This is a genomic window from Massilia sp. GER05 (genome assembly GCF_052056005.1).
Taxonomy (GTDB): Bacteria; Pseudomonadota; Gammaproteobacteria; order Burkholderiales; family Burkholderiaceae_D; genus Telluria; species Telluria orientalis.
In genome coordinates this window covers 3090563-3112646 of sequence record NZ_CP178858.1, presented here as the reverse complement: position 1 = coordinate 3112646, position 22084 = coordinate 3090563, and the positions used below count along the sequence as shown (strand labels likewise).

Sequence of the window (22084 nt, the reverse complement as noted above, 5' to 3'; positions counted from 1 at the left end):
ATGGCCTCCATCGGTAAGTGGATGGCGCCAGATTAGGCCGATGACGTGCGGATGTACGTGCGCTGACGCACGTTGAACGCGTGGGCTCGGGGAGCCCACCCTACCGCTGACGCACGTTGAACTACCGCGCATCCGTAGGGTGGGCACCCTGTGCTCACGCGGAACGCAAATCAGCCTTGCAACGCTTTTTCGAGGTCTTCCAGCTCGGCAGGCTTGACGAGGTGCGCATCGAAGCCCGCCTCCTGCGCCTTGCGCCGGTCTTCCGGCGAACCGTAGCCGGTATGCGCGACGAGGCGGGTCGAGGCCAGCTGCGGATGCCGCTTGAGCATGCGCGCCAGTTCATAGCCGTCCACGCCCGGCAGGCCGATGTCGAGCACGATCACGTCCGGCCGCAACTCCAGCGCCATCTGCACGAGGTTGCCGGCATCCGCCGTCGTGTGCGCCTCGTAGCCCATCTCGGCCAGCAGGAAGGCCATCATCTCCATCGCGTCGACGTTGTCGTCGACGAGCAGGATCTTGCGGCCGCCCGACGCCGGCGCCGGTGCGCTGGACGGCGCCTCCGCCGCCTGCGCGCCCTGCTCCGCCGTGCGCAGCACCGGCAGCTCGACGGTGAACGTGGAGCCGAGGCCGATGCCGGGGCTCGTGGCGGACAGCCGGCCGCCGTGCATCTCGAGCAGGCGCGAGACGAGCGACAGGCCGATGCCGAGGCCTTCCGGTGCGCGGTCCGGCGGGACGGCCGCCTGCGCGAACATGCCGAAGATGCGCGACAGGTTGTCCTCGGCGATGCCGATGCCGTTGTCCCGCACGGCGATGCGCACGACGTCGCCCGCGAGCATCACCTCGACCCTGATCCGGCCGCCCTTGGGCGTGAACTTGGCCGCATTGTGCAGCAGGTTGCCCATCGATTGCGCGAGGCGCACCGGGTCGCCCCGCAGCCAGATCTGGCGGTCCGGCTGGACGACGTCCAGCTTGTGCTCGCGCGCCGCGATCAGGGGACCGGCCGTTTCGACCGCCTGGGCGATCACGCCTTTCAGCTCGACCTCTTCCTGGCGCAGGACGATCTTGCCCTCCGAGATGCGCGCCACGTCGAGCAGGTCGTCGACGAGGTGGGCGAGATGGTCGACCTGGCGCGTGATGACGTCGCGCGCGCGCGCCTGGTGCTCGTTGGCGCCGTTGCCGGACGCGCCCAGCAGCGCCGCCGCATTGCGGATCGGCGACAGCGGATTGCGCAGCTCGTGCGCGAGCGTCGCGAGGAATTCGTTCTTGTTGGCGTCGGCCGCGCGCAGCAGCGCTTCCATCTCCTTGCGGCGCGTGATGTCGCTCGTCACGCGCGCCACGCGATACACCTCGTCGCGCCGGTCGCGCACGGGGAACAGGCGGTCGCGCACCCAACGCGGCGAGCCGTCCGGCATCATCACGCGAAATTCGGCTTCGTAGTGCGGCGCGACCTGCAGCGCATCCCACAGCGACATGACGTAGGCGCGGTCGTCCGGATGCACGGCCGCGAGCCAGCTGTCCGGCTCGCGCTCCAGCGTGTCGACGGGGCGGCCCCAGATCGTCGCGTACGCGGGGCTCACGTATTCGAGCGCGCGCGCCGGCACGGAGAACATCCAGAACACGTCCTCGATGTTGTCGGTGAGCTGGCGGAAGCGTTCCTCGCTGTCGCGCAACGCGCTCTGGGTCTGGCGCATGCGCAGCAGCGCGTTGACGTTGGCGACCAGTTCGTCGGCCTCGATCGGCGCGGCGAGATAGTTGTCGGCGCCGCCCTCCAGGCCGCGGATCTTGTCGGCGCGGCCCGTCAGCGCGGCCGACGTCTGCAGCACGAGGACCATCGCGCTGTCCGGGTCGGCCTTGATGCGGCGGCACACCTCGATGCCGTTGATGTCCGGGAGCTTCACGTCGAGCAGCACGAGCGCGACGCCGCCGCGCTTTACGACATTGAGCGCATCGGTGCCGTTGCTCGCCTCGACGACGTCGAAGCCGGCGCTCTGCAGGATGCGCGTCTTGGCGTAGCGGGCGCCGTCGTTGTCGTCGACGTTGAGGATCAAGGTCGGGGTAGTCATGTTGCGTTCCTCAGGTTCCAGCGTTGCGCTGCACAGTTTGGGCCGGGAAGAGGCGCGGCAGCACGAGGCTGAAGGTGGAGCCGACGCCGGGCTGGCTGACCACGTCCACGCGGCCGCCGAGTAGGTCCGCCAGCTTGCGGCACAGGGGCAGGCCGAGCCCCGTGCCCTTGCTGCGCCGCTGCAGCGGGTGTTCGATCTGGCTGAACTCTTCGAAGATCAGCTGCAGGTTGTCCGGGCTGATGCCGATCCCGGTATCGGCTACCGCGAACGTGATCGTGTCGGCCCCGGGGTCATGGAAGGCCGACACGCGCACCGCGCCCTGCTCGGTGAATTTCAGGGCGTTCGAAATGAAGTTGCGCAGGACCTGCGAGATCTTGCCCTCGTCCGAATCGAATGCCTCGACATAGTCGCACGGTTCGAAGATCAGGTCGACCCGCGCCTCGTCGACGAGCGGACGGAGCATGCCCTTGAGCGCGCGGAACAGGTTGTCCACGACGATGGGCGCCACCGCCACCTCGACGCGGCCCGCCTCGATCTTGGCCAGGTCGAGCAGGTCGTTGACGAGTTCCGACAGGTCGGCCGCGGCGGCCTCGATGAAGCGCACCTGGCGCTCCTGTTCCGGCGTCAGGTCGCCGTCCATGCGGTCCAGCAGAAGCTTGGCCAGCGCGCGGATCGACGACAGCGGCGTACGCAGTTCGTGGCTCGTGTTCGACAGGAAGCGCGACTTCATCTCGTCGGCGCGGCGCAAACGCTCGGCCTTGTCCTCGATCTCGGCGTACAGCGCGACGATGCCGCGGTTCGTGTCTTCCAGTTCGCGCGTCAGCGACAGCAGGTCTTCCTGGCGCTCGCGCAGTTCCGCCAGCGTGGCGACCAGTTCGCGGTTCTGCAGCTCCAGTTCGTTGTACGTGTTCGCGACGGGGCTGTCCTTGGCCAGCTGCGCCGCGACCTCGGCCAGGCGCGCATTGTCGATCCACAGCTGCGGCGGCAGCGCCTTGCGCATCGTGATCACGCCGGCGCCCTGCTCGTCCCGCGCGACGTGGCACTCGTCCATCAGGCGGTGCGCGGTGACGACGGCATCGTCCGGCAAGCTGCCTTGCGCGCCCTTGCCGCCGCTGATCGTCACCTCGAGCGACTGGCGCCGGCCCGCCTCGCGGATCAGGAACGCGGCGCGGCCGCCAAATCCGGCCTGGCAGGCGCCGCGCGCCACTTCCGAGACGGCGGTGGCGATGCGTACCTGGTCCTGCTGCGAAAACCCGAGCAGGTGCGAGACCTGGCGCGCGCGCTGGCGCACGAGCACGACGTCCTGCTCGGCGTCGAGGCCCACGGCCAGGATGCGCTGCACGTTCACGACGTTCTCCGGCGCGCGACCAGCACCATCGCGTCGTCGCGGCGGCGGATGAAGTCGCGCATCAGCACGGCCGCCACGAGCGCGGGTGCGTGCATGTGGAGGCCCGGATAGGCGCCGAGGTCCCACTGGGTCTGGATGCCGTCCGAGGCCAGCACGCACAGCGCGCCGGGCGGGAACGGCGCGGTGAATTCCTGCACCTTGCGCATGTTGTGCCCCACGATGCCGTTGTGCGAGACGAGCGCGCGGCGCGCCGCGCCGTCGAACACGACGGCGGCCACGTTGCCGATGCCGGCGCAACGGATGTCGCCGCCGCTGTAGTCGATCCTTGCCACGGACATCGCGGCACCGCGCGTGATGCGCAGCAGTTCGTGCGCCGTGTGCAGCACTTCGGAAGGCAGAGCGGCCGGACGCTTTTGCAGCGCCTGGATGGCGCCGGCGGCGGCCTTTGCCGCTTCCGGCCCGTGACCGAGTCCGTCCACGCCGACCAGGGTCGCGCCATCGAGATCGCAGGTGACGCCCCAGCCGTCGCCGCTCTCGTCCTCGCCGGCGAGCGGCATGCACAGCGCGCCCACTTCGATGCCGCATGGTTCGGGTGGCGCGGCGCCCTGCCAGATGCGCATGAAGAAGGCGCTGCCGCGGCCAAGCTGGGTCCACGCGTCGAATTCGTCGGCCTGGCGGCGCAGCGCACCGAGGCCCGTGCCCGCCGTGCCGGCCGTCGAGACGCCGTCGCGCAGCGCGAAGTCGATGTCGGCGATGCCTGGCCCGTTGTCGACGGCGACGACGTCCACGCCCGGCATCGCGGCGCCGGACTGCGTGCGCATGATGCTGATCGTCCCTTCGCCCGCGTGCTTGAGGATGTTGGTGGCCGCTTCCGTGATGATGATCGCGAGGCGGCCGGCCTTGACGTCGTCGAAGCCGAGCGTATCCGCCAGCTTCTGCCCGGCGCGGCGCGCGGCCGAGACGTCGCTGGCGTGGGCGATGGCGAAGTTGAGCTGCGGGGACAGCGAACTGATCAGCGTTTCCATTTGACGACCGACACCGCAGTGCCCTCTCCCGCGCGGGAATCGATGCCGAATTCGTCGACGAGGCGTTTCGAACCGCCGAGGCCAAGCCCCAGGCCGCCGCCCGTCGTGTAGCCGTCGCGCAGCGCCATCTCGAGGTCGGGAATGCCCGGTCCGTTATCGATGAAGATCAGGCCGACGCCCTTGCGGAAACCGTCCGTCAGCGCATCGAGGTAGACCATGCCGCCGCCGCCATACTTGATCGTGTTGCGCGCCAGCTCGCTGGCCGCCGTCACGAGCTTGGTCTGGTCGACGAGCGACAGCCCGATCGCGACGGCCCGCTCGCGCACGTGCTTGCGCAGCGCGACGACGTCCTCGTCCGAACGCAGCGGCAACGCGGTGCGTTCGGTGCGGTCCTGACGGTGCCGCTCGAGCAGTTCGGACTCGAAGACCACCGCGTTATTGAGAGCTGCGCTCATCAAAAATTAGTCTTTCCCAACAGGGCCATGCCCTTTTCGACGTTGAGTGCCGTCTTCACGCCGTGCAGCGTGAGGCCCAGTTCGACCAGCGTGATCGCGACGGCCGGCTGCATGCCGACCACCACGGTCTGCGCATCGAGCACGCGCGCCATCGCGGCGGTGTTGCTGATCATGCGGCCGATGAACGAGTCCACCAGGTCGAGCGCCGAGATGTCGATCAGGACGCCCTTGGCGCGGTCGCGCACGATGCGTTCGGTGAGGTCGTCCTGCAGAGTCATCGCCAGGCGGTCGTGCATGTCGACCTGGATCGTCACCAGCAACAGGTCGCCCATGCGGAGAATCGGAATGCGTTCCATGCGCGGTCCTCAGGCGTGGGCGGTACGCTTGATGACGGACGTGCCGGTGCGCTCGAGCGCGACGAGGAACGCGTCCGCCAGCGTGGCCTTGGTCACGACGTCTTCCAGATTCACGCCCAGGTGCACGATGGTCTGCGCGATCTGCGGACGGATGCCGCTGATGATGCAGTCGGCGCCCATCAGGCGCGCGGCAGCGATCGTTTTCATGAGGTGCTGCGCGACGAGCGTGTCGACGGTCGGCACGCCGGTGATGTCGATGATGGCGATCGAGGCGCCCGTATCGACGATCTTCTGCAGGATGTTCTCCATCACCACCTGGGTGCGCGCCGAATCGAGCGTGCCGATCAGCGGCAGCGCGAGGATGCCTTCCCACAGTTTGACGACCGGTGTCGACAATTCCAGCAATTCCTGCTGCTGGCGCACGATGATCTGGTCGCGCGCGCGCTGGAACACTTCGATGGTGTACAGGCCCATCTTGTCGAGCAGCGAGCTGATGGTCCACGAGGCCGATGCGAGCGCGGCCGGGTCGCCCGCGAAGCCCTGGTTCAGGCGCGTGAACAGCGGCTGCTTCAGCGAGAACACGAAGGTCGCCGTCTCGCTCGGGGTCGAGCCGTTCCTGGCGCGGATCGACGAGATCTCGCTCAGGATGTCGCGCACGTCGTCCCACGAACGGTGGTCCATGTTCTGCAGTTCGCCGCCGCGCGTGGCCTGGGCGAACGCGGCCAGGAATTGCTGGCAATGCTTGCGCAGCTGGTCTTTCGAGACGACGCTCGACCGCACCGTCAGCGCTTCCAGCTGCTCGATCCACTCCGAGCCGATGTCGGCCTGATGATCCTGGATGAGCTGGCTGATGCGGTTCGCGTAGTCCTGGGTCGTCATCTGTATTCCTTTTTTGGAGTGAAAGGTTGTGCCGTTTGGACCAGTTTGCGGCCCCGGCAATTCTGTCAAATGACCGACTATACCATCCATTTCCAGGATGACACGGTACGATTGACAACGTGGATTTCCCCTATCGCCCGGCTCCGGCAGAGATTATTCAACAGGACAAAATAACCGTTTGCAATTATGATACCCATCATTCACGTCGACCTCGCCATCCGGCACGCATCAAGCGGCGTCGCCCCTACCGAACAATCGGGCTCAGTTAAAGATGCGAATGAATATTGCATGTTTGATAACTAACACATCCGTCCTGAAAGTCGTCCGTGCCGCATTCATGCAAGCCGGTGCCGAATGCACGCACTTCACGTCCGAAGTCGTCCTGTTTCGTGCCCTGCTGCGGCAAAAATTCGACCTGATCTTCATCGACCTGGACGCCGCGCCCACGCCGGACGACGCCATCGTGTCCTGGCTTAACTGCCGTTCCGGCAACGATACGCCGGTTCTCGCCATGTCGCCCGTACGCGACGCCCACATGACCGCACTGGTGCTCAATGCGGGCGCCGACGACCTGCTGGTCAGGCCGTTCGAACCGGTCGAATTGCTGGCGCGGGCCCATGCGCTGGTGCGCCGCAGTAATCCGCGCGGCGCGCGCCGCCGCATCGAACTGGCCGGTTTTTCGCTCGACCGCGAGAGCAGCAAATTCGCCTACCTCGGCACGCCGATCATGTTGACGTCGCGCGAGTTCGGCCTGGCGTGGATGTTTTTTTCGTCGCCCGGCGTGTACATCTCGCGCGAGACCATCGGCACGTCGATCTGGAGTTCCGACAGCGAGGTCGCCGGCCGCACGATCGAGCAGCACGTGTACAAATTGCGCAAGAAGCTGCAGCTGGGTGCCGAACGCGGCGTCAGCATCCGCACCGCGTACGGCCAGGGGTATCGGCTGGAACTGTCGGGGCAACACGCCGCCGCCGTCCCGGACGATTCCGCCCCCGACCTGCCGGAATGATCAGCGGCCGCATCCGGCGCGCACGGCGGCCCGGACGCGCGACACGCGCGAGCGGACGGTGCCCACCGGGATGTCCATTTCACAGGCCGCCTCTTCGTACGTCGAGCCCCCGTCGAGCACCGCTTCGAACGTCGTGCGGATCCGGGCGGGCAGCGCATTCAGCATCGCGTCGACCATCGCCGCCGTCTGGCGCCATTCCAGCAGCACGGCCGGGTCGCCATGGGCATCGGCCACCTGTTCCAGTGCCGCTTCGTCGAGCGCGTCGTGGGCCTGGGCGCAGTTGCGGCGCACCTGGTGCCGCGCCAGGTTCAGGGCGATGCCGAACAGCCAGGTCGACGGCTTGGAGAGCCCGGCAAAACGGTCCGCGCAGCGCAGCGCCTCGATGAAGGTCTGCTGGACGACATCTTCCGCGTCCTCGGGATTGCGCATGTAGCGCTGGACGAAGCGCAGCAGATGACGGTGATGCGTGCGGAACAGTTGGTCCATGTCCAGTGCCTGCGGTACGCCGGCGGCGCCATTCGACTCCATCGTCATGTTTGATCTCCAGTAACGTTGCGATGGATCAAACATATCAGTGGAATTCGCGCAAAAAGCCAATCCTTGAGCATTGCTGAGACATTGAGAATTGTTGAGCTTTCGCGTTACCTGGCGACGATGCGCAGCACGCGGTTGCCGTCGTAGAAAATCGCCTTCATGGGCGTGTCGGCGGTCGCCATGCTCCTGGCGACCGCCTCCACCGCGTCGGTGAACTTGCCCTTGATCCCGGTGCGCGCCGACACCGCGTAATCGATCGGCAGCTCCCACACCAGCTGCCAGCCCGCCGCCTCGGCCCAGCGCGTCAGCGCGGCCTTCAGCGTCTTGTCGGCCGGCGTGACGTCCCAGACGGGCACGGCCGCGGGACGCGCGGGCACGGCGTCGGCGTCGGTGTCGTCGCAGTCGTCGTCGTCCAACGTCTGCGGCCTGATCGGGGTGGTCGAAAAGAACGCGCCGGCGGCCGGCGCGGGACCCGCGGCGCGGGCGCCGCCGGCGGCCAGACACAGCACGGCGCCGATGACGAGAGCGGCCAGCGTGCCGCGGGCGTACGATGAGTGAATTACCGGATGCATGATGGTTTCCTTGGTCGTGGTGACGGGGTGACGGACTCATGATGAGTTGCGCCACGCCGCATCCGGTTCGCCCGTGCGCCGCTTATTTCACGCGGCACCGCCGGCGTTCGCGCCCCGCTCCCTGGCCTGCGCGCGCACTTCCGCCAGGCTCTCCCTGACGATGGCCGCCTGGAAGTCCGTCAACGGGGTGCCGACTTCGCGCACCTCGACCAGGCGGTCGGCGGTGGGCTGCAAGGTCGCGGTGCGGGTATCGGGGATCGGATCCTCGGTCATGCCCTTGGTTTCCCGGCGCCGGAACACGAGGGGATTCTTCCAGTCGAACTGCGTGACCTTGTTGTTCATGTCCCCGGCCGCGACCAGGTACTTGACCGACTGGTCGCGCTCCCCCTCGAACATCTCGGCATCGACGGCGCGCATCACCGCCGCCATCCCGTGGTGCCCCGCCGCCTCGGCATTGGCGATGGCCGCTTCGATGCCGCGGTGGGCCCACTGCTGCTTCGATTCCAGCTTCACCGAGAAACGGTCGGTCTTGTTTTCCATGAGGGCGCGGACGAAGTTCATCAGCACTTCCCCGCACATCTTCGCGACTTCCTTGTCGACCATCTCCTTCCTGACCCCGTCGACCGTGGTGCCGGCCAGCTTTTCCACCAGCGACGCGTGCAGGTCCTGCTTGACCGCCAGCTCGGCGGCCAGGGCCGCCGCCTCGGCTTCCGACAACGGCTCCTCCTGGATCTCGGCGTGCGGATCGCTGCCGGCCAGGCGGCGCTGCAGCACCGCGATCTCGGCCTGCAACTGGTCGACGTCCTGCCGGCGTTCCGCCAGTTTCGCGGCGGCGGGCCCGGCCAGCTTCGCCATGAGCTGGTCGCGAAACCCCTTGTCGACGACTTCCTGGACGCGGTTGCTGACCGACGGCAAGGCTTCGAGCAGCACATCCATCGCCTTGTTCATGTCGCGGCTGTAATCGCCGTATTCCGACTTGTACGCCTTCAGCTTGTCGGTGCCGACCGGCTTCTTGTCCTTGTATTCCCTGCCGCCGACGTTCGCCGTGAGCGAGCCCGTCGCCCCGGCCTGCACCGGCACGGAGAGCAGCTTCTTGCCGTCGGTGATGCCGGTCTTCTTCTTCGTCTCGGCGGTGGTATGGCGGGTGTTGATGCCGAAGAAGACGTCCGTGGTCAGCGTCTTCTTGACGGTATCGTAGAATTCGCGCGCCTTTTGCTGGTTGACCGACGCCATCTTGTCCTCGCTGACCGCGAACTTCACGGTCGCGCCGGCGCCGGTGCGGACCGGATCGTTCGACTTTTTCGGCGTGGCGCCGAATTTCTCCTTGTTGTACTTGAGCGCCACGCGGCCCGGCGTGAGCGCGGTTTCATTGCTGACGGTCGTGTATTGGCGCACCTCGTCGTCGATCGTGAAGGGGGAATCGAGCTTGTCGCACAACGCTTCGTACGCCGAGCCGTATTGCTGGTACTCCGGCTTTTGCGGGTCCCAGTCGACGAGGATGTCGACGGCCTTCTTGAGCTGCGTACGCGCTTCGTCGAGGTCGCGCAGGCCCTTGACCGGCTCGATCGAGAACTTCAGCACCACCGCGGGGTCGGTACGCAGCTTCTCCTCCTTCTTCCAGCTCAAGCCGGGGAAGCGTACGTCGAGGCAAGTCTTCTTGAGCGCTTTTTCCGCGTGCGCACTCAGGATCTCCGGCGCCATCGACGCGCCCAGGCTGGTGCTGACCGCTTTTTCCTTCATGCGCCCCAAGGTCAACTGCACGCAGTCGTTATTGGCCTGCACGTTGACGATGGTGCCGGAGCTCTTCGACGTCCCGAACGTGGCGCTCAGGCTGGCGAACGGTATCGGCAGGATGAGCGGGATGGCCAGCTTGAACTGCTTCCCGTTGATGGTGTCGGTGCGGTCGCCCAGCGACGTGCGGTCGATCGCGTCGTGCAGGAACGTGCGGATCTGCTCCGGCCCCGCCAGCGGCTCGCCCTTGGCCAGACGGACCAGGTTGCCCAGCGACGCCAGCCGGTGCATGGGTTCGCCCCGCTCCGCTTCGGGCAGGACGGCCTTGACCGCGTCCTGCAGCAATTCCAGCGCGCTGTGCCCCTGCTGCAGGTTGCGCAGCAGCGGCGCATCGGCGCGCGCCACCGAGATGTGCGATCCGGCGGCCTCCAGGATGGCTTTCTTGTCCTTGCCCTTCAGGGAATTGGACCAGATCTCGCTGCCGGCATTGAACGTGCCTTCCTTCCCCGTCAGCTTGCGCTTGGCCGCGGTCAGGAGCTTTTCCGAACCACGGTGCTTTTCCATGTAGTCGCACAGCGCCACCAGCAGCTTGGCATTGCCCTGCTGGGCGAGGGTCGCGTCGGGCCTGGCCAGCGCCGCCTCGGCGATCCCCTTGAAGTCGTGCAGCACCTGCTTGAACTGCGTCCGGACTTCTTGCGTCACCTCGCCGCGCCCCTTGGCGTCGAACTGCTGGTGGACCTGGTTGACCACGGTGCTCGGCAACGCCATCTGCGTCTTGAAGCCTTCGAACGTCTGCACCACGTGCCGCAGGTTGTCGTGGTGCCACACGGCACTCTTGACCATGGCCCAGTCGCGCCGCTCGGGCGTGCCCACGGCCGGCTTCTCGCCGGTGGCCAGTTCGGTGCGCATGCTCTTCATCGCCGACAGCATGCGCGCCTTGTGCGCCGGGTCGCCGTTGGGTTCGGCCGACAGGCGCTGGTGCTCTTGCGTGCAGCGGAAGAACGTCTGCACGTCGCGCCAGTCGACCCTGGCGGCGCGGTGCTCCGGGTTGGCGGCCAGCAGCGAATTGACGGCATCGGGCAGCTGGTGCGCGCCCATTTGCCAGATCGCCACGAGATCCTGCTCCTTCTGGGTGGCCGGCGTGCCTTCGCTCAGGTGCGCGACGGCGGCGCCGATGACCTGGTGCACGCTCTCGTTGGCCAGCGACCGGTACACGTCGATGCAGCGGGCCGGATCACCGCCGGTCGCCTTTTCCGCCATGTCGACGATGTGCATCAGCTGCATCGGCGCCAGTTCCGCGTCCTTGTGCAGCGTGTCGCCCGCCGTCTGGCGCAGCTTGCCGGCGAGCGCGCCGAGCACCTCCCGCGTTTCCGTACGCTGCGCCGGCGTCATCCCGACCAGCGCCGGCAGGTGCGCGACCAGGTCGTCCATGCAGGTCTGCTGCATGGTGCCGACCCGCTCCTTCAGGGCCGGCGTGGTGTCGGCGAGCAGCTGGCCGGCGAGCGCGAACTTGGCGCCGAGGTCTTCCAGCTTGCCGGCTTCGGCCTGCCAGTGCCGCGCTTCCGCCGGCAGCGGCTTCGTCCCGGGAAGCTCGTAGGCGCGGCCCGCGGTCAGGTCGCGCACGCGGCGCCCCACCAGCGCGTCGCGCAGGGCCGCGCGGTCCTCGCCCAGCTCGGCCCCCGGCGGGCTGCGGCTCTCCAGCTTGGCCTGGGCGATCTCCAGCGCCGCCTCGCCTTCCAGGTACTTGGCGGGCAGTTCCAGCTGGCGGGCCAGGACGGGCATCATCAGGGCCATGCCCTTGGCGCGGCCCTGGTCGCTCACGTGGTCGTTGAGGGTCCGGTAGCCGTGAAAGAACTTTTGCACGGACGCGCCGATCAGGTCGGTGCGCGCGGTCTCGTAGGCCGTCTTCGTCGCTTCACCGGGCTCGGCCGTGAACGCTTCCAGTGCCTGGTCGGCCGCCGCGCGCACGTTGTCGAGGGAGTCGGCGGCGATGTCGCGCTGCGCGGCGCTGCGCTGGGCCAGCGGCGTTTTCGCCTGCTGGCGCAGCTCCGCCAGGTCGCCCTTGAGCCGGGCGACGGTGGCGTGGATGGGCGAATCGGACGGCGCCGTATCGGCGATCGCATTGGCCGCGCCCAGGCGCGCTTCCAGCGCGGCGATCTGGCCGGCAACGGGATCCGTGCGCGCCATGACCTCGCGCGCCACGTCCGGCAGGCGCGTCTGGTTGCGCTGCTCGGCGCGCGCCAGCATCGTGTCCAGGCTCTTCGCGCCGGTCTTGCCGAGCTGTTCTGGCGGCAGGTCGTACTTGCGCCAGTTCGCAGTGATTTTCTTCTTGTCGCCGTTGAACTTCCACGTATTCTCCGTGCCCTTCGTCCCGAACACGTTCAGGCCGATGGTGCCGCCCAGCTTGCTGATCTTGATCTTGTTGCGCGGCGCGATCGTCTGTGCCGACGGCAGGCCGCCCGGCTGGGCGGCAAGGCTCGCCGTGGTTGGTGACTTAATCCTGGTCATCCTGGTCTCCTGATATTCTTGCGATCGGTTCTTACTGTCCGGCCGGCGGCACCGGACGTTCGGCACGCAGCACGCTCAACTGGTGCGGATGCGAGACCTCCGACACTTGCTGGCCGGCGACCATGAAGTTCGGTCCGACGGCGCGCGACTGGCCGGTGATTTCCAGCGAATAGAAGAAGCGTTTGTCCCAGCTCTGGTCCGATTCGAGCAGGGCGCTGATCTGCGCGTTGCGCGCGGCGATCTGCGCCGCCTGGTCCGGGTCCGGCCGCGCGTGCGGCGCCACGACCGCGTCGCGCAGTTCGCGCAGCACGTTGATCTGGCGCGCCGCATCCGGACGCAGCCACACCCGCTCGGCAAACAGCTGGTTGCCCGCCGTCGCGTCGTGCTCCACGCGGGCCAGGTAATTGTCGATCGGCTCGGCCGGATCGGGCGCATCGGGCGGCTGGTTGGGATAGACCTGGTCCCAGGCGGCCCGGCGGCTGTCGACGTAGCGCTTCATCTCCTTCATGCTGGTGAAGGTCGTGTCGCGGTAGCTCAGCGCCGGGTCGATGTGCCCGTCCTCCTCGGCGATGCGCCATACCGAGCCGATTTCCGAATGCAGGATGGTGGTGCTGAAGCCGATGATCGACGCGCTCGGCAGCACAACCGACTTGACGTGCCCGGTCTCCCCGGAAAAATCGCCCAGCGGCGGGGCGCCGGCGACCAGGGTGGCACCGACGCCGACCTGGCGCGAGCTCGAGCTGGCGGCATATTCGGCGCGCAACGGTCCCGGTGTTTCCTGTCTGCGCAGGCGGGTCGACCACGTCTTGCTGGCGCTGACCTGGGCATTCGGCCCCACCTTGTAGTCGTTGTGCTGGTAGCGCGCGCCCGCCGACGCGCCGACCGAACTCGATACCGAGGTGCCGCTCGAGTCGAGCCAGTTGAGCGACACGTCGGGGTCCTTGTAGAAGGTATGCGACAGCGCGTCCCACATGGCGTTGACGTCGGTCGGCAAGCCACCGCTCGGGCCGCTCGCGGTGGCGGCATCGACCACGGACAGCAGCTTGGCGCGCCACGGATCGGGATGGCCTGCCGGCGCCGGGCCGATCGGCTGGAAGCGGCAGCGCACCATCACCCCTTTCGGGCTGGACGTGTCGACCATGAACGGCAGCGCCTGCAGCGTGCCGCTGACGCTCAGGCGCTTGCCCAGCAGGTTGACGCCGGCGGTGGCGGAAGCGCCCAGGTGACCGGAGAGCCGCCGGTCGCTGCCGATGAACAGCTGCCCGTGGTTGGCCGACGAGCCGCCGTTGATCATCGCCATGCGGCCGCGCATCAGCCTGGCGTCCGGACCGGCCAGCACGAAGGGCAGGACCGGGAGGTGCCTGATCCCCGGGAGGTTGAGCACTTCCTGCACATTGAAGTTGATGCCGTACTGGCCGCCGTTGGTCAGCCGCACGTCGTACGTCATGCGCGGCTCGGTGATCACACGCCTGAAGTTCTGGAGCACGGTTTGCGGGGTGGAGGTGTCGAGCGGCACTTCCCCATCGTGTTCCAGCGTGGCGAGTCGATCGGCACCGGCGCGCAAGGCGGCCTCTTCCGTGTCGCCCGGCTCGCACTGCCCGATCCACTGGCGCAGGGTGGCCACGTCGAGCTGCGCGCCGCCGCGCGGACGCAGCACGGAACGGGTGCCCTTGAGCTCCCGATAAGTGGGACTCAATTTGACCTCGCTCACGCTGACGCCGGCCAGCTCGGCGGCGCGCGCGGCGATGCGCTTGCGCATGGCGGGCGTGACGGTGGTCTTGTCGCGCCAGCCCTTCTGCGCGATGCGCGTGTGCCACTGCTCGAGCGCGGCGCCCTTGAGCGCAGCGCTGATACGTCCGTCCAGCGGGGCCGTGCCGCGCGCCTGCGCCCGTTCCCTCAGCACCTCGCCCAGGTCCTGGATGACGTCGGCCTTGAGGAAGTCCTCGTCCGGCTGGCGCAGGCTGGCCCCGCCGGTGCCCATCGAGAGTGCCGACATGGGCGACTTGTTGAAGCCGAACGTGCGCCGCAGGGCCGCCAGCATGCCGGGATTGCTGGCGCGCCGGGCATAGCGCGACAGCTTGAACATGCGCGCCTGGGCCCGCGCCAGCGGGGTGCCCGGGCCCTCTTCGGTGAAGCCGCAGCGCCACGAGAAATAGGCGTTCTTGAGATGGCGTTCGGGCTCGGCTTGCGGGCTCGCCGCCAGCTGCTGCGCGGCCAGGAAGGCCTTGGCCGCAAGGCTGACGTTGCCCTTCATCGGCGCCGGCGGCGCCTGCGACGGCGTGCCGTGCGGCCGGTCGTGCGGTGCCAGCGCCGCGACGGCGAGCTCGCTGACCTCGGCCAGGCTGGCCGGACGCGGCGCGCCCTCGGGCAAGGCATCGATCAGGGCGTTGGCGGCCGTGAAGGCCAGGCGCTGGGCGTCGTTGCGCATGGCCGTGTTGAGCGCACCGTCGTCGGGGCGCGGGCGGTCCAGCGAACACAGGGCGTTCAGCGTCGAATGGCCGAGCGCCGTGACGGACAGCCGGCGCGCCAGCTCGAACGCGCCATGCTCGACGGCCAGCGGGTTGGCGGCGGCGACCAGGCCGTCCAGCGCGCCGCGCGCGGCGGCCGCGTCGTTGCCGAAGGCCTGGGACAGGCGCCGCAGCACCAGTTCCTGGCGCCCGACCGCTTCGGCCGCCACGTCGGCACCGGCATCCGCCGGCGCGGCCAGGTAGAGGCGCAGGTCGGCCGCGATCTGGGCCGGCAGCACATGGCTGTCGCCCAGGCCGGCGCGATTGAACAGGCGCGCGGCCAGCGCCTCGGTGCCGCCCGGTTCGACGATGGGCGCGTCCGGCGCGACCCGGGCCGGGCCGGTCCGGGACGCGCCGCCGACGGTCCGGGCGACGTTGCGCCCGTGCCGCAGGGCGGCCGCCTGGGTGGTGGCCCGCGGGTCCGGCTTGTGCGCCTCCTCGGGTGCGAGGCCGAGCTTGGCACGCGCGGTCATGGGGCGCGCCTTGGTGACACTGCCGAGCACCGAGCTCGACGTGGTCATCGGGCGCGGGGCAAGCGTGCGCTTGATGGCCGCGATCCAGCCGTCGTTCTGGCGGGTGCGCGAGGGCCGGGTCGGCTCCTGCCGCGCGGGCTGCGCCGGCGTTGCGTTCGGGTCGGCGATCTCATGGATGTCGGATGAGCTGGCGCCGGAAAGTCGGGTCGGGGATGGCATGAGCGTCTCTACGAAAGTGGGTAGCGCGTGCCCCGGACAGGCTTGCCGAGGTTGGCCAAGTATGGGTTGGCGCCGCGCACCGGCGGCAGGCTCGCGGCGAACTGCCGTGTCCGCCAGCGAAGCGCCACCCGAACCCAGCCGGCGCTTCGCTGCGGGGGGCTCCGCTTCGCTGGCGGCGCCGTGCGCGCGATAGCGCCTTATTAAGCTGTCCCCGCGCCTCACAGCCGTTGTGCGGCATTTATTCAAGGAACCCATATGACACGCATTAACGAAGCACACTCGCATTCGACGCTACCGACATCGGACCCGGCAGGGAGCCACGCGTCCACCTCGCAAACGCCGCGCGCGTCGCGCAGCAAGAGCGGCTCGCCGCTGGGTTCGCTGGGCGGCCCGGCCACGTCGGCGCCGAAATCCTCCGCCAGTGCGGGCAACCGGATCAGGGTCGCGACGACCCGCATTTTCGACGACCTGAGCGCATCGGTGACGGTGGCCGACCTGCCGCAGCAGGCCGAAGGCGCGCACGCCGGCTCGCCGCGCAAGACCGGCGAACTGGTCGGCGCCATGACCACCACGCTCGAGAAGATGAAGCAGGGCGACGTGCCGACCCGCCTGCCCGCCGCGCTGGCCGGCAAGCTGACGACCGGCCACTGGATGTCGGACTCGCACTTCCACCCCACCAACTACACCCAGCAGGGCATGACGCCGCGCGAGATGCTCAAGATGATGGACCAGGTCGGTATCCACCGCTCGGTGATGTCGCCGATTCCGACCGACGTCATGCCGTGCGGCGATCACGGCGATCACAACCACATCCCGGCCGAGTCGTACTACGTGCCGGCGCAGTTTGCCAACATCAAGCCGCATGAATTGACGGCCGAGGTCGAGCAGACCATCAAGGGCAGCGCCCACCTGATGCTGAACCAGCAGGTCGACGCGGACACCGCGCTGTTCATGAACATTTCCAAGCTGAGCGAGGCCGAGCGCGACCGCCTCGATCCGATGGTCACCGGCCTGCACCTGGGTTCGCCGTTGAGCCCCCAGGCGCTGCTGTTCAAGCTCGCCACGCACCCGGGCATGTTCACCGGCGTGGGCGAGGTGACGATTCACAAGGAACTGGTGCAGAGCCAGTACGAAGGCGCGCGCCAGGCCAACCTGACCGACAACGTGCAATCGTTCAAGAATCTGGTGGCCACCGCCGGCGTGGTCGGCATGCCGGTGGTCCTGCACTGCGACGTCGACTCGACCGCCAACCAGCGCGCCAACGGCTTTGGCCAGCCCGAGCACCTGGACAACCTGAAACAGCTGTTCGCCTCGCCCGAAACGCGCGACACGACCATTATCTGGGCGCACTGCGGCGGCGTCGGACGCTTCGTCCAGAAGCCGGTCGACCACGCCAACAACCTGCGCTCGATCCTGTCCAACCCCGAAATGAAGCACATCAACATCGACATTTCGTGGTCGCGCGTGGCGCGCCAGATCGTGCTGAAGACCGACGCCGAAGGCAAGGAAGTGCCGGATCATGAATCGATCCAGGCCTGGGCGCAGCTGATCAACGATCATCCCGACCGCTTCCTGTTCGGCTCGGACGCGCTCAATCCGCAGGAAAAGGGGACCTGGGAAGAGACCGGGGTGTTGTACAAGCCTCTGCTGGACAAGCTGACGCCGGAAGCGCGGATCGCCGTCAAGACCGGCAACTACGAGCGCCTGCTGGTCGACGCGCGGCCGAAGGTGCGCGCGTTCGAGCAGCACGTGCTCACGCCGGAATTCGTCGAGCAGCGCCTGCGCGCGTCGGGCGACACCCGCGTCAATGCCGGGCCCCATATCGATCCGAATGCCCTGCGCGCCGCACGCGATGCCGCCTACGCCGGCGCGGGCGTGGACGTGCACGGGAAACGGCTTGCCCCCGAGCCGCGCGCGAAGGAGACGCCGGCCCAGGTCAAGGCGCATCTGGAAAAGATCAAGGCCCAGCAGGATGCGCGGGTGGCGGCGCTGACGGCTCCCGCGAAGAAGTCGGGCCCGGGCCGTCTGCGCCGGATGTTCGGCGCCAGGTAAGAACGCCATCGACATGAGGATCGACACGATGCAGTTTTTGGAAGCACCGAAGCCGGCCAGGCGCATCTGCCTGCTCGGCGACAACGCCCTCCTCGCCCGCGACACCGCGCTGCAACTGCGCGCGTCGGGCTACGACGTGACGGTCGCGACACAGCTCGAACAGCTCGCCACGCTGGGAGGCTTGTGCTGCATCGTCGTGGATCCGGCCAGCCGCGGCAGCCGCTTCGGCGACCCGGCCCGCGCCGGGGCCATCCGCGCGCAGTGCGCGGCGCCGGTGCCGATCCTGTGGCTGGCCCCCCTGGACAAGTTCGACGCGCGCCTCGCGGCCGCCCGCGCCGGCGTGGACGGATTCCTGGCCAGGCCGTTCGACGTCGACGATCTCAAGGCGCGCATCGAGACGCTGGCCCAGCGCCTGGAGCAGCCGCCCTGCCGGGTGCTGGTGGTCGCCAGCGATGCCGCCCGCCTCGACGGGATCGAAGGGGCCCTGGCGCAGGCCGGGATGGAAGCCCTGCGGCTGCACAAGCCGCTCGAGCTGATCGCCACCCTCAGCCGGCACCACCCGGACGCCATCGTGATCGACGTCGACACGCCGGCCTGCAACGGGGTCGACCTGGCCATGCTGATCCGCCAGGACCCGGCCTTCCTCGACCTGCCCGTACTCGTGCTGTCGGACGAGCGCGATCCCGCGGCGCGCCGGCGCGCCGTGGCGGCCGGCGTCGACGACTTGCTGGCGCCGCCGGACACGCGCGCGGACCTCGCGCTCGCGGTCATGATGCGCGTCGAGCGCTCACGCGCGCTGCGCAGCCTGATCATGCGCGACGGCATGACCGGGCTGTACAACCACGTCTCGATCAAGGAACAACTGCTGCGCGAAATGGCGCGCAGCAGGCGCGACGGCAGCCCGCTGGCGCTCGCGATGGTCGACCTGGATTTCTTCAAGAAAATCAACGACACCTACGGCCACCAGGTCGGCGACCAGGTCATCCGCGCCATCGCCCACATCCTGCAGCAGCGCCTGCGCCACGGCGACCTGATCGGCCGTTACGGCGGCGAGGAATTCGCCGTGATCATGCCGGGGACGAGCGCGGCGGCGGCGGCCCACGTGCTCGACGACATCCGCGCACTGTTCGCCACCGTGCGCCTCAAGGCCGACGAGACGGTGTTCCACGCCACCTTTTCCGCCGGCGTGGCGGACCTGGACGTCGCCGGCGGCGGCGCCGATCCCGCCGACCTGTTCCGCCTGGCCGACGAGGCCCTGTACGAGGCCAAGCACGCGGGCCGCAACCGCGTCGCGCTGGCGCGCGCGGGGGCCGGACGCGCACAAGGCTAACGCGCGCTGCCCAGCATGTCGTGCAGCTCGAGCCGGTTGTACGCGGCGCGCATGGCATCGCGCGCCGCGACGGCCTTTTGCGCCACCAGCTGGACCAGAACGTCGTTCAGGCTGCGCGACATGCTGTCTTCCCTGCGCCGCAGGACATCCTCGAGCTGGTGCACCTTGCCCGGGTCGGCGATGAAGCGCGCCAGCTGCTGGTTGTGATTGAAGAGGATTTCGTGGGCCAGCACCACGGCGTCGCCCTGCTCGCTCGGCACCAGGCTCTGGAAGATCACGCCGACGAGCGACCGCGCCAGCGCGGCCGCGCGCTGGTCGCGCTGCTCGGCCGGGAAAAACGCCAGCAGCCGGGAAAGCGCGCCGACCGCGCTGTTGGTGTGCATCGTCGCCAGCACGAGGTGCCCGGATTCGCCCGCATGCAGGACCGTCTCGGCGGTGTCGGCATCGCGGATTTCCCCGACCATGAGCACGTCCGGCTTCTGGCGCAATGCTTCGCGCAGGCCGGAGGAAAAGGTCGCGGTGTCGGTCGGCACTTCCTTTTGCGAGATGATCGACTGCTTGCGCTGCAGCCGGTACTCGATCGGTTCCTCGATGGTGACGATGTGGGCGCTGCGCGTGGCATTGATATGGTCGAGCATCGAGGCCACCGTCGTCGACTTGCCCGAACCGGTGGGGCCGGTGATCATGATGACGCCGCGGGTCGCCTCGACCATCAACCGGGTGTGGGGCGGCAACCCGGTCTGCGCCAGCGGGATGGGGTGCAACGGCAGGCGCCGGATCGACACCGTGACCCTGGCGCCGCCCGCGGACCGGTAGACGTTGCAGCGCAGCCGGTAATCGGTCAGCGCGAACGGCCGGTCGACGGCGCCGTCGGCGATCCTGTCCCGCCACGCCTCGTCGATCGCGCCGAGCACGGGCGCCATGTCCTCCAGCGTGACCGGTTCGGCGCCGGCCTGGCGCCAGCCGCGCGGCGTCTTGATCATCACGGGCATGTCCTGTTCCAGGTGAATATCCGAAAACGTCTGGTCGGAATTCACCAGGGTCACCAATTCGTCCAGCAGGTCGCGGACAAGACTGAACTCGTGGGGCATCGCTAGCCGGCGACGTACATGGGGCGATACACGGCGGCGATGACCTCGGCCGAGTGGCCGTAGTTCCAGCGCAGTTCGGTGCCCGCCGCGACGTCGCCGGCGGCGAAGAACGCGCCGATCGAAAAGCGCCGGCCGCCCTCGGCGATGACGTGGAAGCGCGCCACCGTCAAGTTGTACCCGTCTCCGGCCTGGGCCACCGGCAGGCCGGCGGCGTCGTAGGCGAGCCGGGTATTGGCCATCGCCAGGATATTCTCGCCGTCGATGAAGGCGAAGTGTTCGCCCGACACGGCGGACAGGATGAACGCATCGTCGGCGCAGGCGAAGTACATGGCCGGCGTCAGCAACTGGCCGCCGTACACCCCCAGGCATTCGCCGCTGCGCAGGTCGCGCGCGGCGAATACCCCGAGCTGCCCGACCAGCACGCGCTCGCGCGGATCGGCGAGGTCGGCGGCGGTGATCGCGCGGCAGACCAGCCGGTCGCGGTAGGCGGCGGCCAGCGCCGCCTCGCCGGCATCGGGATCGACGAACGGCAGCACCGCCTCGCGGCGCGGATCCTCGCACGCGCCGAACCGGTCCGGCCCGTCCGACACGGCGACGATGTGGAGCGGTCGGTGTGCCGCGTCGCGGAACGGGTAGCGCCCGTCGAGCAGCGGGGAATACGGCAGGCGCGCGACCGGGCGGCGCTGCTTGAAACGCTCGAACATGGCGGCCAGGTGGTCCAGCGCCTGCGCCTCGGCCTGCGCGTCGCCGGCCAGCGTGGCATTGATGCGCGCCTTGAGCGCCGGCACGGTATCGAAGATCGCATCGTGCGCGGCCGTGCCGGGCAGGCGTTCGGCCTGCGCCAGGCAGGTGTCGATCGTCTCGATGATGGATTGCACGCGGGGGTCGGTCGATGCGGTCATGAGGTCTCTCGCTTTCTCGGGTGGGCCGAGCGGTGTCGGCGGTGGCGCAACGATAATCCCGGCGGCCGGCGGACCGCGGCGCCGATGCGAAGCGCGGCGCCGGGAATGCGAAACTTCGCTGGCGGGGCGACCGGATCGCATCCGCGCCGCGCCCGGCACGCACGGCGTCCTATGCTGGACGTGCCGACCAACCGACCGAGGTCCCCATGCCACAAGCTCGCATCACAAATTATTTCCGACCGGTGAACGACCCGGGCCCGTCGTCCCCGGCACCGGCACCGGCCCCCAGGCCCGCCCCCGCCCCGCGTCCCGCACGCGGCGGACCCGTGGCGCCGGAACTGCAGGCGCGCGCGCCGCGCCCTTATGCGACGGAGACGCTGAACCGCGACCACGCGCGCGTCGACCTGGGCACGAAATTCGCGGCGTTCTCGGAACGCATGCGGCGCGAACAGGCGCCGCCCGCGCCGGCGGCCGAACCTGCGCCGGCCACGCCGCCGCAGCCACTGTACGTCCTCAGTCACCTGACGGCGCCCGCGCCGCCGCCGGCGCCGGCGGCCGAACCTGCGCCGGCCGCGCCGCCGCAACCACTGTACGTCCTCAGTCACATGACGGCGCCCGCGCCGCCGCCGGCGCCGGCGGCCGAACCTGCGCCGGCCGCGCCGCCGCAACCACTGTACGTCCTCAGTCACATGACGCAGTCTGCGCCCGCGCCCGCGGCCGAGCCTGCGCCGAACACACCGGCGGAGCCGTCGAACAGCGCCAGGCACACGGCGCAGCCCGCACCGGCGGCCGGACCTGCGGCGACGCCGCCGCCGGCGCCGCAGTTCGTCCTCAGCCACACGTTGCAGGCGCATGCGCCCCAGCCGCCGCTCTACTACCTCAACCACAATCCGAATCCGGTCTACGCCGACCCGTTCGCGCGCGAGAACCGTCATTCGTACTTTGCGGGCCGGATGACCAACCTGCTGACCGGGCTGCCCAACCGGTTCCTGCCGCGCCGCCGCCGCAACGGCGACGTCTGAGCCGGCGG

At 68.8% G+C, this 22084-nt stretch carries 16 protein-coding genes; 4 read left to right on the top strand and 12 right to left on the bottom strand.

All coding sequences use genetic code 11. The annotated features are described in order from the left end of the window. Positions 1-170 precede the first annotated feature (170 nt). From ACL58G_RS13965 to ACL58G_RS13940, 6 genes are read right to left on the bottom strand one after another with little or no spacing between them, the layout of a single operon-like run. Positions 171-2063, bottom strand: a complete 1893-nt coding sequence (locus ACL58G_RS13965; protein ID WP_440967385.1) for a hybrid sensor histidine kinase/response regulator — start codon at positions 2061-2063, stop codon at positions 171-173. Between the two features lie 10 nt (positions 2064-2073). Beyond that, positions 2074-3411 carry an ATP-binding protein gene (locus tag ACL58G_RS13960; RefSeq protein ID WP_440967383.1) on the bottom strand — a complete coding sequence of 446 codons (1338 nt, stop codon included), beginning with the start codon at positions 3409-3411 and terminating at the stop codon, positions 2074-2076. Next, the gene (locus tag ACL58G_RS13955; protein WP_440967381.1) at positions 3408-4436 is read right to left on the bottom strand and encodes a SpoIIE family protein phosphatase; all 1029 of its coding nucleotides are present in this window, start codon (positions 4434-4436) and stop codon (positions 3408-3410) included. The genes ACL58G_RS13960 and ACL58G_RS13955 overlap by 4 nt, the downstream gene beginning before the upstream one ends. Beyond that, the gene (locus ACL58G_RS13950; protein WP_413384373.1) at positions 4424-4891 is read right to left on the bottom strand and encodes an anti-sigma regulatory factor; all 468 of its coding nucleotides are present in this window, start codon (positions 4889-4891) and stop codon (positions 4424-4426) included. Before ACL58G_RS13950 ends, ACL58G_RS13955 begins: the two co-directional genes overlap by 13 nt. Then, on the bottom strand, positions 4891-5247 hold the full coding sequence (locus tag ACL58G_RS13945; RefSeq protein ID WP_036230674.1) for an STAS domain-containing protein: 357 nt from the start codon (positions 5245-5247) through the stop codon (positions 4891-4893). Before ACL58G_RS13945 ends, ACL58G_RS13950 begins: the two co-directional genes overlap by 1 nt. Positions 5248-5256: 9 nt before the next feature. Continuing rightward, a complete protein-coding gene (locus tag ACL58G_RS13940; protein WP_413384371.1) occupies positions 5257-6126 on the bottom strand; it encodes an STAS domain-containing protein in 870 nt (289 codons plus the stop codon). 337 nt (positions 6127-6463) lie between these two features. Here ACL58G_RS13940 and ACL58G_RS13935 point away from each other — a divergent pair, with 337 nt between their 5' ends. Next, the gene (locus tag ACL58G_RS13935; protein ID WP_413384369.1) at positions 6464-7135 is read left to right on the top strand and encodes a response regulator transcription factor; all 672 of its coding nucleotides are present in this window, start codon (positions 6464-6466) and stop codon (positions 7133-7135) included. On the opposite strand, the gene ACL58G_RS13930 is transcribed toward ACL58G_RS13935, so the two are convergent. The 4 genes from ACL58G_RS13930 to ACL58G_RS13915 form a co-directional block, all read right to left on the bottom strand. Then, on the bottom strand, positions 7136-7669 hold the full coding sequence (locus ACL58G_RS13930; protein ID WP_413344480.1) for an RNA polymerase sigma factor: 534 nt from the start codon (positions 7667-7669) through the stop codon (positions 7136-7138). A gap of 107 nt (positions 7670-7776) precedes the next feature. Beyond that, the gene (locus ACL58G_RS13925; RefSeq protein WP_440967378.1) at positions 7777-8241 is read right to left on the bottom strand and encodes a toxin co-regulated pilus biosynthesis Q family protein; all 465 of its coding nucleotides are present in this window, start codon (positions 8239-8241) and stop codon (positions 7777-7779) included. 87 nt (positions 8242-8328) lie between these two features. Next, positions 8329-12480, bottom strand: coding sequence for a hypothetical protein (locus ACL58G_RS13920; RefSeq protein ID WP_440967376.1), 4152 nt, complete (start codon positions 12478-12480; stop codon positions 8329-8331). A gap of 31 nt (positions 12481-12511) precedes the next feature. Next, a complete protein-coding gene (locus ACL58G_RS13915) occupies positions 12512-15679 on the bottom strand; it encodes a hypothetical protein (protein WP_440967374.1) in 3168 nt (1055 codons plus the stop codon). Positions 15680-15934: 255 nt separating this feature from the next. Between ACL58G_RS13915 and ACL58G_RS13910 the strand changes: the two genes are divergently transcribed. Both ACL58G_RS13910 and ACL58G_RS13905 read left to right on the top strand, forming a co-directional pair. Beyond that, positions 15935-17731, top strand: a complete 1797-nt coding sequence (locus ACL58G_RS13910) for a hypothetical protein (RefSeq protein WP_440967373.1) — start codon at positions 15935-15937, stop codon at positions 17729-17731. Between the two features lie 28 nt (positions 17732-17759). After that, entirely contained in the window at positions 17760-19061 is a 1302-nt protein-coding gene (locus ACL58G_RS13905; RefSeq protein ID WP_440967371.1) for a diguanylate cyclase, read from the top strand. On the opposite strand, the gene ACL58G_RS13900 is transcribed toward ACL58G_RS13905, so the two are convergent. Next, a complete protein-coding gene (locus ACL58G_RS13900; protein ID WP_440967369.1) occupies positions 19058-20152 on the bottom strand; it encodes a type IV pilus twitching motility protein PilT in 1095 nt (364 codons plus the stop codon). The genes ACL58G_RS13905 and ACL58G_RS13900 overlap by 4 nt on opposite strands. A 2-nt stretch (positions 20153-20154) precedes the next feature. Continuing rightward, a complete protein-coding gene (locus ACL58G_RS13895; RefSeq protein ID WP_440967368.1) occupies positions 20155-21054 on the bottom strand; it encodes a type III effector protein in 900 nt (299 codons plus the stop codon). Positions 21055-21260: 206 nt separating this feature from the next. Here ACL58G_RS13895 and ACL58G_RS13890 point away from each other — a divergent pair, with 206 nt between their 5' ends. Then, positions 21261-22076, top strand: a complete 816-nt coding sequence (locus ACL58G_RS13890) for a hypothetical protein (RefSeq protein WP_440967366.1) — start codon at positions 21261-21263, stop codon at positions 22074-22076. The last annotated feature ends 8 nt before the right edge of the window (positions 22077-22084 follow it).